15 protein-coding genes are annotated in these 15,518 nt (G+C 31.0%); 1 reads left to right on the top strand and 14 read right to left on the bottom strand.

Annotated elements, in window-relative coordinates; genetic code table 11:
* Positions 1–16 precede the first annotated feature (16 nt).
* The 13 genes from MHI13_RS05855 to lepA form a co-directional block, all read right to left on the bottom strand.
* Positions 17–712: a hypothetical protein gene (locus tag MHI13_RS05855; protein ID WP_070548471.1), complete on the bottom strand. Its 696-nt coding sequence runs from the start codon at positions 710–712 to the stop codon at positions 17–19.
* 16 nt (positions 713–728) lie between these two features.
* Positions 729–1,715 (bottom strand): flotillin-like protein FloA, encoded by a 987-nt coding sequence (gene floA / locus MHI13_RS05850; RefSeq protein ID WP_017176214.1) that lies wholly within the window; start codon positions 1,713–1,715, stop codon positions 729–731.
* Between the two features lie 14 nt (positions 1,716–1,729).
* Positions 1,730–2,437: an NfeD family protein gene (locus MHI13_RS05845; protein WP_017176213.1), complete on the bottom strand. Its 708-nt coding sequence runs from the start codon at positions 2,435–2,437 to the stop codon at positions 1,730–1,732.
* Positions 2,438–2,588: 151 nt separating this feature from the next.
* Entirely contained in the window at positions 2,589–2,765 is a 177-nt protein-coding gene (rpsU, locus tag MHI13_RS05840) for a 30S ribosomal protein S21 (protein WP_002449867.1), read from the bottom strand.
* Positions 2,766–2,897: 132 nt separating this feature from the next.
* Positions 2,898–4,244 carry a tRNA (N(6)-L-threonylcarbamoyladenosine(37)-C(2))-methylthiotransferase MtaB gene (gene mtaB / locus MHI13_RS05835; protein ID WP_017176212.1) on the bottom strand — a complete coding sequence of 449 codons (1,347 nt, stop codon included), beginning with the start codon at positions 4,242–4,244 and terminating at the stop codon, positions 2,898–2,900.
* A 5-nt stretch (positions 4,245–4,249) separates the two neighbouring features.
* Positions 4,250–5,002, bottom strand: a complete 753-nt coding sequence (locus tag MHI13_RS05830) for a 16S rRNA (uracil(1498)-N(3))-methyltransferase (RefSeq protein ID WP_048681515.1) — start codon at positions 5,000–5,002, stop codon at positions 4,250–4,252.
* A gap of 1 nt (position 5,003) precedes the next feature.
* A complete protein-coding gene (gene prmA / locus MHI13_RS05825; RefSeq protein ID WP_017176210.1) occupies positions 5,004–5,942 on the bottom strand; it encodes a 50S ribosomal protein L11 methyltransferase in 939 nt (312 codons plus the stop codon).
* A 2-nt stretch (positions 5,943–5,944) separates the two neighbouring features.
* A complete protein-coding gene (gene dnaJ / locus MHI13_RS05820; RefSeq protein ID WP_017176209.1) occupies positions 5,945–7,075 on the bottom strand; it encodes a molecular chaperone DnaJ in 1,131 nt (376 codons plus the stop codon).
* Between the two features lie 152 nt (positions 7,076–7,227).
* Entirely contained in the window at positions 7,228–9,060 is a 1,833-nt protein-coding gene (gene dnaK, locus MHI13_RS05815; protein WP_017176208.1) for a molecular chaperone DnaK, read from the bottom strand.
* A 42-nt stretch (positions 9,061–9,102) separates the two neighbouring features.
* The gene (gene grpE / locus MHI13_RS05810) at positions 9,103–9,726 is read right to left on the bottom strand and encodes a nucleotide exchange factor GrpE (protein WP_019834861.1); all 624 of its coding nucleotides are present in this window, start codon (positions 9,724–9,726) and stop codon (positions 9,103–9,105) included.
* Positions 9,727–9,757: 31 nt separating this feature from the next.
* On the bottom strand, positions 9,758–10,735 hold the full coding sequence (gene hrcA, locus MHI13_RS05805) for a heat-inducible transcriptional repressor HrcA (RefSeq protein WP_048761586.1): 978 nt from the start codon (positions 10,733–10,735) through the stop codon (positions 9,758–9,760).
* A gap of 103 nt (positions 10,736–10,838) precedes the next feature.
* Complete coding sequence (gene hemW / locus MHI13_RS05800; protein ID WP_048681919.1) at positions 10,839–11,960, bottom strand: radical SAM family heme chaperone HemW; 1,122 nt, start codon at positions 11,958–11,960, stop codon at positions 10,839–10,841.
* An 82-nt stretch (positions 11,961–12,042) separates the two neighbouring features.
* A complete protein-coding gene (lepA, locus tag MHI13_RS05795) occupies positions 12,043–13,866 on the bottom strand; it encodes a translation elongation factor 4 (RefSeq protein WP_017176204.1) in 1,824 nt (607 codons plus the stop codon).
* A 330-nt stretch (positions 13,867–14,196) separates the two neighbouring features.
* Between lepA and rpsT the strand changes: the two genes are divergently transcribed.
* The gene (gene rpsT / locus MHI13_RS05790) at positions 14,197–14,448 is read left to right on the top strand and encodes a 30S ribosomal protein S20 (RefSeq protein ID WP_017176203.1); all 252 of its coding nucleotides are present in this window, start codon (positions 14,197–14,199) and stop codon (positions 14,446–14,448) included.
* A gap of 41 nt (positions 14,449–14,489) precedes the next feature.
* Here rpsT and holA read toward each other — a convergent pair whose 3' ends face one another.
* On the bottom strand, positions 14,490–15,464 hold the full coding sequence (gene holA, locus MHI13_RS05785) for a DNA polymerase III subunit delta (protein WP_017176202.1): 975 nt from the start codon (positions 15,462–15,464) through the stop codon (positions 14,490–14,492).
* Between the last annotated feature and the right edge of the window lie 54 nt (positions 15,465–15,518).

Below are 15,518 nucleotides of genomic sequence, written 5' to 3'. Positions count from 1 at the left end.
CTTTTATTTATAACCCTTATAATTTTTTAGGTTTATTTAGTATTTCTTGCCAAATAATCCCATCAACTATCGGGTCATTGTCAAATTGAAACGTTTGATGTGTCATATTTTTTTCAATAGATTTACTATTGAGTAATTGATTCAGTTTATAACGTTTCGTTTTTTCAGATAAGTACTTATCATTAATAATTTCTTTAGCTTTCTTTTCAATTAAAGAAAGTTGTTTTTCTTTTTCTTTGTCAATTTCAGATCTCACATTAAATAATTCTTTTGATAGCGAGTCTTCTAACTGTTTTTTAATATCTTTTTCACTTTGAGATCTCTCTCGTGAAGTTGAATCACTATCTTTAGAAGGCACTTTTTCGGTATGAGATTGTTTAGTTTCAAACCGTTTTAATTCTCCACGAGGATGTTCAGTCTTAATTTCTTTTTTAAGATTTTTATCACTGTGAACCGTTTCTTTTTTAGAAGATGGTTTTGGTGATGATGTTTTTTTATTTTGTTCTTCTTCATCAAATTCTGATGCCATCTCATTAAAAGCTTCTTCTATCTGTTCAAAAATACCTTTTTTTCTTGGTGTGTTTTGCGTAGGTCTTTGTGTATTTTTGTGTGGAGGCGTTTGATTTTTTCGTTGTTCATGACTTTTATCTCTCATTGCACTAATACCAGTAACAATCACAGAAATAACGAATATAAGAATTCCAATATTCATTTAATCACCCCTCTATTTAATTTGGTGATTCATCGTCATTTTGTTCGGTACGTTTATTAATAGCGTTTCTCATACCTGTATCTGCTTCTACATTTTTTAAATTATAGTAATCTTTTACTCCAATATTACCTTTACGTAAAGCTTCAGCCATCGCTAGTGGTACTTCTGATTCAGCTTCTACTACCTTAGCACGCATTTCTTGAACACGTGCTTTCATTTCTTGTTCAGAGGCAACAGCCATAGCACGTCGTTCCTCAGCTTTAGCTTGAGCAATATTTTTATCTGCGAGTGCTTGTTCCGTTTGTAAATCAGCGCCGATATTTTTACCGATATCTACATCTGCAATATCAATTGATAAAATTTCGAATGCTGTTCCTGAATCCAATCCTTTACTTAATACTGTTTTAGAAATATTATCAGGATTTTCTAGTACTTGTGTATGATGTTCACTAGAACCAATTGTGGAAACAATACCTTCACCAACTCGTGCAATAATTGTTTCTTCTCCAGAACCACCTACAAGTCTAGAAATATTAGCTCTTACTGTAATTCTAGCTTTAGCTTTAACTTCGATACCGTTCATCGCAACACCGGCAATAAAGGGAGTTTCGATTACTTTGGGATTAACAGACATTTGAACAGCTTCTAAGACATCGCGTCCTGCTAAGTCTATTGCGGCACCTCTTTCAAAAGGTAAATTGATATCTGCACGTTGAGCTGCTATGTTGGCATCCACTACTCTATCTACATTACCACCAGCTAGATAATGAGATTCCAATTGATTTGTTGTTAAATTTAGTCCTGCTTTATGAGCTTTAATAAGAGGACCTATCACTTTACGAGGAGATACTCTACGAAGTCGCATTCCTACAAGTGTAGCAATACTAACTTTTACACCTGCAGCAATAGCGGAAATCCATAATCCGACTGGTACAAATGAAAATAATAATAATAAAGCAACTATTATAATAATCGCAATAATTATAATTCCAATATTTAACATTGACTTTACTCCTTTTATATTTTTATTTCTCTTACAACTACTCTACTACCTTCTACCTCTAAAATTTTTACTTTTTTATTTCTCAAGATAAATGTACCGTCAGAAACAGCATCAATTCTTTTGTCATCTAAAGTTATGATTCCAGCAGGTCTTAAATCAGTAGTAGTATACGCAGTTTTTCCCACTAAGTAAGAACGATCATCATGAGATCTATAACCAGCTTCTGTACTCGTTGAATCATTCAATATCACTTTATCAAAAAATGGTATTTTACGATTAAACACTTTCACCAAAATCACCCATTCTATAATAGAAAGTATTAAAGCGACAATAACATTAAAGAGCATAACTAAAATATTATCTCCTAACATAATCATACTAACAATAATAAGCACTATTCCTATAATTCCAATTACTGCTCCAACAATGAATAGTTCTATTATTACTAAGATGATACCTATGAAAAACAATAAAATTGAAATCAAATTGACATCGCCATTAATTAAAAACCCTAGAAATAGAATAAGTAACGCTAGAGAAGCTAAAATACCTAAAATATTTATCCTTTTAGAATAAAGTTGATATAAAAAACCTAAAAAGATAATACATGTAAGAATTAATAAAACAATAGGATTAACAATGATATTTGACATATCACCCAACCATGAATGATTCAATGAAGCAAAAGTATTCTCGATATGTATCAAATTTATACTTATCATTATCTCACCTCGCTCTCAATTAAATTATACATGAAATAAATACTATATTATAGTATTACAATGATATAAAAAAACTCTCAATTAGCTTAACTAATTGAGAGAATATATATATAATTAACATTCATGTTGAGGGAGTCAACAGAGCTATTAATTATTTGAATTTACGTTTACGTGCAGCTTCTGATTTTTTCTTACGTCTTACACTTGGTTTTTCGTAAAATTCACGTTTACGTACTTCTTGGATAGTACCACTTTTAGATACTGAACGTTTAAATCTACGTAATGCATCTTCTAGTGATTCGTTTTTACGTACTACTGTTTTAGACATCTGTATTTCCCTCCCTCCAAATATCAACGAAACTTAAAGTCAATAATTGCATAGAAATAATTAACTATGCTTTATTTAGTATAATATATGAAATAATTATGGTCAATTATAAATCTTTATAATTTCAAAAATTTATAATAATACGCCTTCTTCAGTTTTATTAGTAGCATGATTAACGATTCTAACTGCACTACCAATGTTAATTGGATAATCAGCTTTATTAATTTTAACTTTAACAATCTCACCGATTAAATCCTCACTACCCTCAAATTCAACTTTCATATAATTATCTGCGTAACCTACTAATGTATCTTTTGTTTCTCCTACTTCTTCTGGAATCACTTCTAAAACTTCATTTTCAAATTTTGATGCGTATTCTTTAGCAAGTTGGTCACTTAAAGCAATAAGTTTATGTACACGTTCATTTTTAATTGACTCATCAATTTGATCATCCATACGTGCAGCAGGTGTACCAATACGTTGTGAATACGGGAAAACATGTAACTCTGAGAATTTATGTTTAACTATAAAATCATATGTTTCTTGGAATTCTTCTGCAGTTTCTCCTGGGAAACCTACTATAACATCACTTGTAACCGCTAAATCAGGTAATGCATCATGTAACTTTGTTAGTCTTTCAGAAAAATGTTCCATAGTATATTTACGGCGCATACGTTTTAATACTGTATCTGAACCTGATTGTAATGGTACATGTAAATGTCTAACCACTTTATTAGAATTTTTTAGAACATCAATGACTTCATCAGTAAGTTGACTGGCTTCAATTGAAGAAATTCTAATTCTTTCTAAACCATCAATTTCCTCAAGATCTCTGAGTAATTGAGCTAAATTATAATTTTTTAAATCTTGACCGTATCCACCGGTATGAATACCAGTTAATACAATTTCTTTATATCCAGATTGAACTAATTGTGTTGCTTGTTCAACTACTTTTTCAGGATCTCTAGAGCGCATTAAACCACGTGCCCATGGAATAATACAAAACGTACAAAAGTTATTACAACCTTCTTGGATTTTTAGAGATGCACGAGTTCTATCCGTAAAATAAGGTACATCTAATTCTTCATATGTACGATTTTTCATAATATTTCCAACACCATTAATTGGTTGACGTTCTTCTCTAAATTGATCAATATAACTAAGTAATTTATGTCTGTCTTGAGTACCAACAACGACATCTACGCCTGGAATCTCCATAATTTCAGCAGAAGATGTTTGTGCATAACAACCTGTAACACATACTACTGCATCAGGATTACGACGTATTGCTCTTCTAATGACTTGTCTACTTTTTTTATCACCTGTATTAGTCACGGTGCAAGTATTAATGACATATACATCTGCATTAGTTTCAAAATCTACTCTTTCATAATTAGCATCTTTAAATAATTGCCATATTGCTTCAGTTTCATAATGGTTTACTTTACAACCTAAAGTATGAAACGCTACTGTTGCCATTTAATTCACCCCATCAATTCTTTCTCAAAACTTATAGCACTAAGTGCATATAGTGGCGCAGTTTCTGCTCTTAATATTCTAGGGCCTAAACCAATGTTTAAGCTTACCTCCCTAAAGAGATCAATTTCCTTATCGGAAAAACCACCTTCAGGTCCAAATATGATTAACACACGATCATTCGTTTGAAAGTTGTTTAAAATATTTTTAAATCGACTTTTTTCACCATGCTTGGCTTCGTCTTCATATGCTATTAACACATAGTCATAATTATTTATGGTATCATAAATTACTTTTAAATTCGACTGAAATTTAACATCTGGAATAACAAGTCTATAACTTTGTTCAGCAGCTTCTTTTACAATCTTTTGCCATCTATCTATTTTCTTTTGTACCTTGTTCTCTTGTAATTTAACTACAGATCGATCCATACCCACTGAAATAAAATGATTGGCACCCAATTCTGTACTTTTTTGAAGCAACCATTCATATTTATCAGCTTTTATTAAACCACTACAAATCGTTACATCAACTGGTAATTCAGTGTCAATATCTAATTGGTTTATTGGTAAAACTTCAATTTGATTAGAACTTATATGTGTAATTTCAGTAATAAATACTTTTTTATCATTAAAATTAATTATAATTTTGTTACCAATCGTATTTCTCATTACATTTTTGATATGATGTATATCTTCTTCATTGGTAATAAAAAAACGCTGATTCTCATCAGCGTTTTGATTGATAAAGTATCGTTGCAAATTATTCACTCACTTTCTGACCAACAATGCAAACCCATCCATTGTCATGATTGATTGATACAATATTAAATCCAACACGCTTCATATGTGACAGTATATCTTCATGTTTTTCTTCTATAATACCTGAAGTTATAAAATAACCATCTTCATTTAGTGTATTATAAGCATCTTCAATCATTTCATCAATAATATGAGCTAAAATATTTGCGATAACTACATCAAATTTTTCATTTTCTTCTTTTAATAAATTACCGGGAATTGCTTCAATAGCATTTTCGCAATGATTTTTTCTAAAATTCTCCTTAGCCACACCAACAGCCATTTCGTCTATATCTAAGGCTTTAATTCTTTTAACACCTAATAAGTGACTAGCGATACTTAATATACCAGAACCTGTACCTACATCAATAACTGAAGAATCTGGTGTTACATAAGTTTCAATCGCTTTTAGACACATACTTGTTGTTGGATGATCTCCAGTACCAAAAGCCATTCCGGGATCTAATTCTATACACAATTCATCTTCTGATTCTTTTGAATAATCTTCCCAACTTGGAACAATCGTAAATCTCTCAGAAGCTCTAAAAGGATGAAAATAGTTTTTCCATTCATTAGCCCAATCTACTTCAGCAATAGTCTTTGCTGAAAACTCAACTACTGAATCATCTATAAGGTCCAAATTTAATATTTCATTTTTTAATTTATTTTTAAATTGAGTGTTATATTTCAATTCGTTAAAGTATGCTTTTAATCTCACACCTTGTTCAGGATAATCTTCTTTTTTTAATTCGTAGATTTCACCAAATTTATCAGTAGGTTGATTAATTAAATCATTTGAATCTTCTATAACTACTCCATTTGAACCATAGTTTTCTAATATGTTAGTGACTAAAGGTTCAACTTCATGATTTACAGTGACTGCAAATTCTGTCCAGTTCATGATTATTCACCTCTAAAGAATTTACGAGCTTTGTCTTTAAAATTAGAAGGTTGTTCTTCCGGATTTTCACCACTGATTTCCGCAAATTCTCTCATTAATTCTTTTTGTCTATCAGTTAGTTTATTTGGTGTGACAACTTTTATATTAACAAATAAATCACCATGTCCATATCCATGAACATTTTTAACGCCTTTCTCTTTAAGACGGAATTGTTTACCAGTTTGAGTACCAGCAGGAATTGTAAGCATAACATTACTGTTTAGAGTTGGTACTTTGATTTCATCGCCAAGTGATGCTTGTGGGAAGCTAATGTTAAGTTCATAGAATAAATCATCGCCATCTCTTCTAAATTTATCAGAAGGTTTAACACGGAATACTACATAAAGATCACCATGAGGACCGCCATTTTCACCAGGTGCACCTTCACCAGCAAGACGGATTTGTTGTTCATTGTCTACACCTTCAGGTACAGTTACTTCTAATTTTACTGTTTTATTTTCAGTCCCTTTACCATGACAAGTTGGACATGGTTCTTCAAATTCTTGACCACTACCCTCACACTTAGGACAAGTTTGCTCAGTTCTTACGCGTCCTAAAATTGTATTTTGTTCAACAGATACATGTCCTGAACCATGACAATAGCTACATGTTTTTTTACTTGTGCCTGGTTTAGCACCATCACCATGACATGTATGACAGGTAACATCTTTTCGAATAGAAATTTCTTTTTTTGTACCAAAAACAGCTTCATCGAATTCTAAAGTCATAGTGTATTGTAAGTCGTCACCTTTTCTAGGTGCATTTGGATCTCTTTGACGTGAACCACCAAAGAATGAGCTAAATATATCTTCAAAGCCTCCACCGAAGCCACTGAAGTCTTGTCCACCAAATCCTTGACTACCAAATCCACCTTGGGCACCGCTATGTCCAAATTGATCATAATTTGCACGTTTATTGTCATCACTTAGAACTTCGTATGCTTCAGAAATTTCTTTAAACTTTTCATCGGCGCCTTCTTCTTTATTGATGTCCGGATGATATTTTTTTGATAATTTACGATATGCTTTTTTTATTTCATCTTTTGAAGCATCTTTACTTACGCCAAGAACTTCATAATAATCTCTTTTAGCCACAAGTATCTCTCCCTTTCTAAATTTTATAATTTAAACACATACTCAAGTATCTTAACTATAAAAGAAAAAGTCAAAGCCAATGTTCAATTGACTTTGACTTTTTGGCTTACATTTATAAATGTTTACATAGTAAACGTTATAAACGATTAGCTTTATTTTTTATCTTCGTCGTCTTTAACTTCTTTGAACTCAGCGTCTTCAACATTGCTATCATTTGATTGTTGTGAACTACCTTGTGCTTGTTGTTGAGCTTGTTGAGCTTGTTGATATACTTTAGCAGATAATTCTTGAATTACTTGTTCTAATTCTTCTTTTTTAGCTTTAATATCATCTAAATCTTGACCTTCTAATGCTGATTTAAGCGCATCTTTTTTGCTTTCAGCATTTGATTTGTCTTCTTCACTGATATTTTCACCTAAGTCTTTAATTGTTTTTTCAACTTGGAATACTAAGCTGTCTGCTTCGTTTCTTAAGTCTACTTCTTCACGACGTTGTTTATCTGCTTCAGCATTTTCTTCAGCATCTTTAACCATACGATCAATTTCTTCATCAGATAATGCAGAACTTGATTGAATAGTGATATTTTGTTCTTTATTTGTACCTAAGTCTTTTGCAGTAACGTTTACGATACCGTTTTTATCAATATCAAATGTTACTTCAATTTGAGGTACACCACGTGGAGCTGGTGGAATATCAGTTAATTGGAATCTACCTAATGTTTTATTATCTGAAGCCATTGGACGTTCACCTTGTAATACGTGAATGTCTACTGCTGGTTGATTGTCAGCTGCTGTTGAATATACTTGAGATTTTGATGTTGGAATTGTTGTATTACGTTCAATTAACGTATTCATACGACCACCCATAATTTCGATACCTAATGATAATGGAGTTACGTCTAATAATACAACGTCTTTAACATCACCAGTAATTACGCCACCTTGGATAGCAGCACCCATTGCAACAACTTCATCTGGGTTTACACCTTTATGAGGTTCTTTACCAATTTCTTTTTTAACTGCTTCTTGTACTGCAGGAATACGAGTTGAACCACCAACTAGGATAACTTCATCAATTTCAGAAGTAGATAAGCCAGCATCTTTAAGTGCTTGACGAGTTGGTTCCATTGTTCTTCTGATTAATGAATCAGCTAATTCTTCAAATTTAGAACGAGTTAAGTTGATTTCTAAGTGTAATGGACCATTTTCTCCAGCTGAAATGAATGGTAATGAGATTTGTGTTTGAGATACACCAGATAAATCTTTTTTAGCTTTTTCTGCAGCGTCTTTAAGACGTTGTAACGCCATTTTATCTTGTGATAAGTCAACACCATTTTCTTTTTTGAATTCTGATACTAAATAGTCGATGATTACTTGGTCAAAGTCGTCCCCTCCAAGTTTGTTATCCCCTGCAGTTGATAATACTTCGAATACACCATCGCCTAATTCAAGAATAGAAACGTCGAAAGTACCGCCGCCTAAGTCAAATACTAAAACTTTTTGATCTTGTTCAGTTTTATCTAAACCATAAGCTAATGCTGCAGCTGTTGGTTCGTTAATGATACGTTCTACTTCTAAACCAGCAATTTTACCAGCATCTTTAGTAGCTTGACGTTCAGCATCATTGAAATAAGCAGGTACAGTAATTACTGCTTTATCCACTTTATCTCCTAAATAACTTTCAGCAGTGTTTTTTAAATTTTGTAAAATCATTGCTGAAAGTTCTTGTGGTGTATATGATTTGCCGTCAATATCTACTTTATAATCTGTACCCATATGACGTTTAATTGATTGTACAGTATTTGGGTTTGTAATTGCTTGACGTTTAGCAACTTCACCTACTTGAGTTTCTCCATTTTTAAATGCCACAACTGATGGAGTTGTTCTAGCACCTTCAGGATTTTGAATTACTTTAGGTTCGTCTCCTTCTAATACAGATACGCAAGAATTTGTAGTACCTAAGTCAATACCTATTACTTTACTCATAATAAAATTCCTCCAATTTTAAAAATTTTTCAAATTTAAATCTTATTGATTAACTTTGACCATAGATGGTCTTAAAACTCTATCTTTTAATTTATACCCTTTTTGTAATTCTTGAGTGATTTCACCAGAATTGAAATCAGGATTGTCATCTTGAACAACAGCTTGATGGAAGTTTGGATCGAATTCTTGACCTTCAGATTCAATTTCTTCTAAGCCATTGTCTTTTAATGCTCTTAATAAGCTTTCATGAATCATTTGAACGCCTTTTTTGAGAGATTTAAATGATTCGTCATCACCCTCAATTTGAAGTGCACGTTCAATGTTATCGATAGTAGGTAAAATATCAGTAAGCACGGGTTGAGCTTGATATTTTTTATTTGTTTCATTTTCATTTCGAATTCGACGCTTATAATTTTCGAATTCAGCATATAATCTTAAATATTTTTCTTCATTTTCATTTGCTTTTAATTGTAATTGTTGAATTTCTTCGTCTTTAGATTGATCATTTTTATCTTCATTATCATGTTCAGATGTAGATTCATTATTTAATTCTTCTTCAGAAGGATTATTTTCTACATCATTTGAAGACGACGCTTCGTTTTTAACGTTTTCATTTTCTTCAGTATGTTCAGTGTTATTTTTCACTGATTCGTCTTTTTCTGTCATTTTATGCCCTCCAATATAATTACAATTAGATTCACCATATTTGATTAAGTAATTGAATCACATTTTGATAATGCATCGCAGTTGGTCCGATAACCGCAATTTGTCCTTTTAGTGCATCATCAAAATGGTACTGGCTCGTTATAATTGAAATATCACTTAACCCTTCATCTATTTCGTGGCCAATTTTAACATTAATTTCAGAAGTGGAAATATCTTCTAGTAACTCGATAATTTTTTCTGATTCTAGATATTGTAAAATTGGCTGAATAGAAGAAACATTGGTTTCGTTCAGTGCATCAATAAGTTTAACCTTTCCACCCATAAAAATGCTATTACTTTGTTTATGGAGATGAGAAGTTAGCATGATAGTTAATTCATTTATAAAGGATTGTTCCGCAATAGAATTTGTAAATTGTTTTAATTTCTTATTAAAATCAAATTGACTTTTATAATAATTATCAGTCAGAAAATTTGAAATCCTTGTTAACCTTTCATCGTCAAACTCCATTGATTCACTTAAATGTAAATGTTCTACATGTCCAGAATTATAGATGATGACCATTATAATTATAGACGAATTTGCACGAATCAAATGAACATTATTTATAATATCTGTTTTGTGATTAGGTCGAACAACCAACGTTGCATATTGAGATTTTATTGATAATTCATCAGCAAAATAACTAAGGGCTGAAGAAATATCATAATGATTCTCAATCAAAAGTTGATTTAAACGTTGAACTTTATTTTGTTTTTGATGAGATGTTTGTTTTAACAATTGATTGACGTATAATCTAAAACCTTGTTCAGAAGGTGCACGCCCTGAAGATGAATGTATTTTTTCTAAAAAATTCAACTCTTCCAAATACTTCATTTCATTTCTAATAGTAGCTGGGCTTACATTTAAGTTATGTCTATCAATTAAGGTTTTAGAACCTATCGGTTGTCCTAAATCAACATAATCTTCAACAATTGCATTTAAAATGCTTAATTGCCTATTTGTAATCATGTCTTCACCTCATTAGCACTCCTTTGTCTCAAGTGCTAATTATAATTTAACAAATTGGTCAAAGTAAGTCAACGTTAAAGCTCTTATTTTTCAAAAAAATTTATTAATTTAATAGAAATGCTTCAAAAACTTCATTTCCAATGATTTTTCCCCTATTGGTCAATGAAATATGGTTATCTCTTTCATAAAGTAAATTTTTCTTTTTCAGATTATTTATTGTCTCACCAAATACTTTATCCATTGAGGTACCAAATTTTGAAAGAAATTTAACTTTATCGACACCTTTATTCATTCTTAATCCTAAAAACATTTCTTCTTCCATTCTTTCTGATTGAGTAGGAAAATTGGAAGTTAAAATAGGACGTTGATGATTATTAATAGCATTGATGTAATGATTAACAGGATTGAGATTCGAATAGCGTTCCCCATTTACATATCCACTTGCTCCTGCTCCAAAACCATAATATTCTTCATTTAGCCAGTAAGTCTTATTATGCCTTGATTCATGATGAGACTTAGCGAAATTTGAGATTTCATATTGTTTAAATGAGGTTTCTCCTAAAACATTCATTAAATATTGGTACATTTCAGCTCCTAGATCTTCGTTTGGCAATTTTAATTTGCCTTTTCGATACATATTATAAAATTGAGTTTTAGGTTCTAAAATTAATCCATAACTTGAAATATGATCTATATCCATTTGTATTGCTCTATTAAGACTATCTGAAAAATCTTCTAATGTTTGAGTTGGTAAATGATACATTAGGTCTAAACTAATCGATTCAATATTTGCTTTTCTAGCATACTCTACAGCATTATATATATCTTGAGTTTTATGTGTTCTACCTAGAATTTTTAGTAATTCTGGTTTAAATGTTTGTACGCCCATAGAAATTCTATTTACACCATATGAGTGTAGTAATTTCACTTTATCTAAGGTTAATTCATCGGGATTTGCTTCAAATGTATATTCACCTTTAATTGAAAAAGTTGACTGTATTGCTTTTAAAAGTCTTTCAAGTTGCTTGAGATTTAAAGCTGTAGGCGTACCTCCTCCAACGTACATTGTTTCAAGATTTCTAATTTCACTTGTTTTCATTTCTTTAATTAATGCAGAAATATACTCATCTACTGGTTGTTTGTTAATAAAGTACTTATTAAAATCACAATATGTACAAATCCTAACGCAAAAAGGTATATGAATATATGCACTTTTTATTGACATCGTTACACCCTCATTTTTAAGTTTTTAAAACACAAACGAGGTTGGAACACATGATTCTGGGTTCCAGCCTCGCATTAATAACCTATTCATCATCCATTTTAAGAACAGCTAAGAAAGCATCTTGTGGTATGTCTACGTTACCAACAGCTTTCATTTTTGCTTTACCAGCTTTTTGTTTTTCAAGTAATTTACGTTTACGGCTGATATCTCCACCATAACACTTAGATAACACGTTTTTACCCATAGATTTAATATTAGTTCGGGCCACAATTTTTTGACCTATTGCAGCTTGAACTGGAACTTCGAATTGTTGTCTAGGAATAAGTGTTTTTAATTTTTCAACAAGAGCTTTACCTCGTTCATATGCAAAATCTCTGTGAACGATAAAACTAAGTGCATCTACTTTGTCACCATTTAATAAAATATCCATTTTAACTAAATTACTTTCTTTATTTTCAATAAATTCATAATCAAATGAAGCATAGCCTTTCGTATTAGATTTTAATTGGTCAAAGAAATCAAATACAACTTCTGATAATGGAATTTCATAAACGATATTCACACGGATATCATCTAAGTAATCCATATTTATAAATTGGCCACGTTTACGTTGACACAGTTCCATAACTGCTCCAACATAGTCATTTGGCACCATCATTGTCGCTTTTACATATGGTTCATAAATCGCTTTAATTCTATCACGTTCAGGCATTTGAGATGGATTATCAACTGTAACTTCTGAACCATCATTCATTTCACATTTATATATAACTGAAGGTGCAGTCGCAATTAATTCTATTCCAAATTCTCGTTCAATTCTCTCTTGAATAATTTCCATATGTAGCATACCTAAGAATCCTGTTCTAAATCCAAATCCCAGTGCTTGTGATGATTCTGGTTCAAATTCTAATGATGCATCATTTAATTGAAGTTTTTCAAGAGCTTCTCTTAAATCGTTATAATCTTTATTATCAATTGGGAACAATCCACAATAAACCATTGGATTCATCTTTTTATACCCTTTTAACGGAGCATCTGCTGGTCTATCTACATGAGTGATAGTATCCCCAACACGTGAATCGTCGACATTTTTAATACTTGCAATAATATATCCAACATCGCCTACTGTAAGTTCTTCAATTGGTAGTTGTTTAGGAGTATTAATCCCAACCTCAGTAACTTCAAACTCTTTTCCTGTTGCCATCATTTTGATACGATCTCCAGCTTTTACAACACCTTCCATTACTCGAATAGAAGAAATAACGCCTCGATAAGGATCGTACTCTGAATCAAAAATAAGAGCTTTAAGCGGTGCACTAGGATCTCCTTCTGGTGGAGGAACAACTTCAACAATTTTTTCTAAGATTTCATCGATACCAATATTTGATTTGGCACTTGCTAACACAACTTCATCTTTATCTAAGCCAATAACATCTTCTAATTCTTGTTTTACTCTTTCTGGTTCAGCAGCGGGTAGATCTATTTTATTTACTACCGGTAAGAGTTCTAAATCATTATCTAGTGCTAAGTAAACATTAGCAAGAGTTTGAGCCTCGATGCCTTGTGCAGCGTCAACTACTAAAATAGCGCCTTCACATGCAGCTAATGAACGAGAAACTTCATATGAGAAATCGACGTGCCCTGGAGTATCGATTAAATGAAACGTATAAGTCTGTCCATCTTTAGATTCATATTTTAATCTAACAGCATTTAATTTAATTGTAATACCGCGCTCTCTTTCAAGATCCATTGAATCAAGCAATTGATTTTGCATTTCTCTAGTTTCTACAGATTTAGTATTTTCTAAAATTCTATCTGCTAACGTTGATTTACCATGATCAATATGAGCAATTATAGAAAAGTTTCTTATATTATCTCTTCGGTTATAGCGTTCTTGCATATCCATAACTTATCATTCTCGCTTTCGTAAATTTACCCGTATATGTATACATCTTTGACATAATATCGTTTTTAATCATTATTTGCAAATTTAAGAGAAAAGAATCATCATGTGAAGATTCTTTATTTACTTTTAATTTTAAGGTTTTTCTTAAACTACATAACAATTATAAAGTGTTGTATAAAGGTTTCCAATAGTTAATATCGTTCTTTTTGTAAATAAATAGGTTTAATGTTAATAAATGATTGCACAAATATTCATGTTTTGATAAAATATTTCTTGTTGTAATCAAAATAAAATTTGATATGCTTAGATCACTTTTAGGAGGTGACAGTAATGCCAAATATTAAATCTGCTATTAAACGTGTAAGAACAACTGAAACTGCTGAAGCACGTAATATTTCACAAAAAAACGCTATGCGTACTGCAGTGAAAAATGCTAAATCAGCAATTGAAAATAATGCTGATAATAAAGCTGAATTAGTTAACTTCGCAATTAAATCAGTTGATAAAGCTGCACACAGTAACTTAATTCATTCAAATAAAGCTGACCGCATTAAATCTCAATTAATGTCTTCAAGCAAATAATCATTTAAAAAGTTCAAGCGATTAGCTTGAACTTTTTTTATTTATAAAGAAAGAATAAATAATTCTAAAATCAGTTGTTTATCCATATATGAGGATTTTAACTTATAATCAGTTTCTGCACATTGATCAATAATATTTAGCAAATGAGTTAATTGATAATGTTTTACTTGATTTAAAGCCAATTTAACTCGGTATGGGTGCACATTAATTGTTTTAGCAATTTGTTGTCCGCTATATCCTTTTCGACTTAAAATTTTACATTGATAATATAATCGATAATTACTTGTTATTAATGCCAATAGTTTAATAGGTTCTTCTTTCATTACTATTAAATCTTTAATAAGTTGAATGGCTTTATATTTTTCCCCTTTTTGTATATATTCAGTTAAAAGAAAAACATTTTGTTCTAAACTTCTATTAATAATCTCTTCAACATCTTTTTTATTTATAGTTGTTCGCTCTCCTAAGAATAAAATAATTTTTTCTAATTCTTGCGAAACTATATTAAAGTTAATACCAGTTAATTCTATAAATAAATCTAATGCATCCTGTTTAATATCTTTAAAATTTTCATGAAGTTTATTTTTTATCCAATTTTTAATCTCTTGTTCAGACATCTGTTCAACTTTAGCTAGCTTGCTTGTCTTTTTTAAAGTCTTAGTAATTTTCTTTCTTTCATCTAATTTATTTTGATACACTTCAAAAATGATAAAGTTTTCTCCATCATATTTTTCTAAAAATTCGTTTACTTGTTCGTTGTTCGGTTGGATATCTTTTGAAACTTTCTCACCTGTAAAAATAAAAGCATTTTTAACAACAATAGCTTTTTTCTCTGAAATAAAAGGCATTGTTAATGCTTCTTCTATAATCTGATTAAAACTTGTATCATAAAGATTATATTTAACATAGTTAAAATCGTCTTTTTTTTCATTTAAGTAACTTTCTACGATTTCATTACTTTTTTTCTCCACTAGTTCTGGCACTTCTCCGTATATAGCCATTATATTATTAGCCATGTAAACTTGCACCCTTTCAAAATTATACCATTAAGTTATTATAGCATTGTGTAA

This window comes from Staphylococcus sp. FSL K6-0223 (assembly GCF_038008285.1).
The sequence above is the reverse complement of the archived record's forward strand: the minus strand, read 5'-3'. Positions and strand labels throughout refer to the sequence as shown.

Excerpts from the sequence above, each read along its gene's own strand:
- grpE (WP_019834861.1), bottom strand. The coding sequence starts at position 9,726 with ATGACAGAAAAAGACGAATCAGTGAAAAATAACACTGAACATACTGAA.
- rpsT (WP_017176203.1), top strand. The coding sequence starts at position 14,197 with ATGCCAAATATTAAATCTGCTATTAAACGTGTAAGAACAACTGAAACT.
- hrcA (WP_048761586.1), bottom strand. The coding sequence starts at position 10,735 with ATGATTACAAATAGGCAATTAAGCATTTTAAATGCAATTGTTGAAGAT.
- lepA (WP_017176204.1), bottom strand. The coding sequence starts at position 13,866 with ATGGATATGCAAGAACGCTATAACCGAAGAGATAATATAAGAAACTTT.
- rpsU (WP_002449867.1), bottom strand. The coding sequence starts at position 2,765 with ATGTCTAAAACAGTAGTACGTAAAAACGAATCACTAGAAGATGCATTA.
- floA (WP_017176214.1), bottom strand. The coding sequence starts at position 1,715 with ATGTTAAATATTGGAATTATAATTATTGCGATTATTATAATAGTTGCT.
- holA (WP_017176202.1), bottom strand. The coding sequence starts at position 15,464 with ATGGCTAATAATATAATGGCTATATACGGAGAAGTGCCAGAACTAGTG.
- MHI13_RS05855 (WP_070548471.1), bottom strand. The coding sequence starts at position 712 with ATGAATATTGGAATTCTTATATTCGTTATTTCTGTGATTGTTACTGGT.
- MHI13_RS05845 (WP_017176213.1), bottom strand. The coding sequence starts at position 2,437 with ATGATAAGTATAAATTTGATACATATCGAGAATACTTTTGCTTCATTG.
- dnaK (WP_017176208.1), bottom strand. The coding sequence starts at position 9,060 with ATGAGTAAAGTAATAGGTATTGACTTAGGTACTACAAATTCTTGCGTA.
- prmA (WP_017176210.1), bottom strand. The coding sequence starts at position 5,942 with ATGAACTGGACAGAATTTGCAGTCACTGTAAATCATGAAGTTGAACCT.
- mtaB (WP_017176212.1), bottom strand. The coding sequence starts at position 4,244 with ATGGCAACAGTAGCGTTTCATACTTTAGGTTGTAAAGTAAACCATTAT.
- hemW (WP_048681919.1), bottom strand. The coding sequence starts at position 11,960 with ATGTCAATAAAAAGTGCATATATTCATATACCTTTTTGCGTTAGGATT.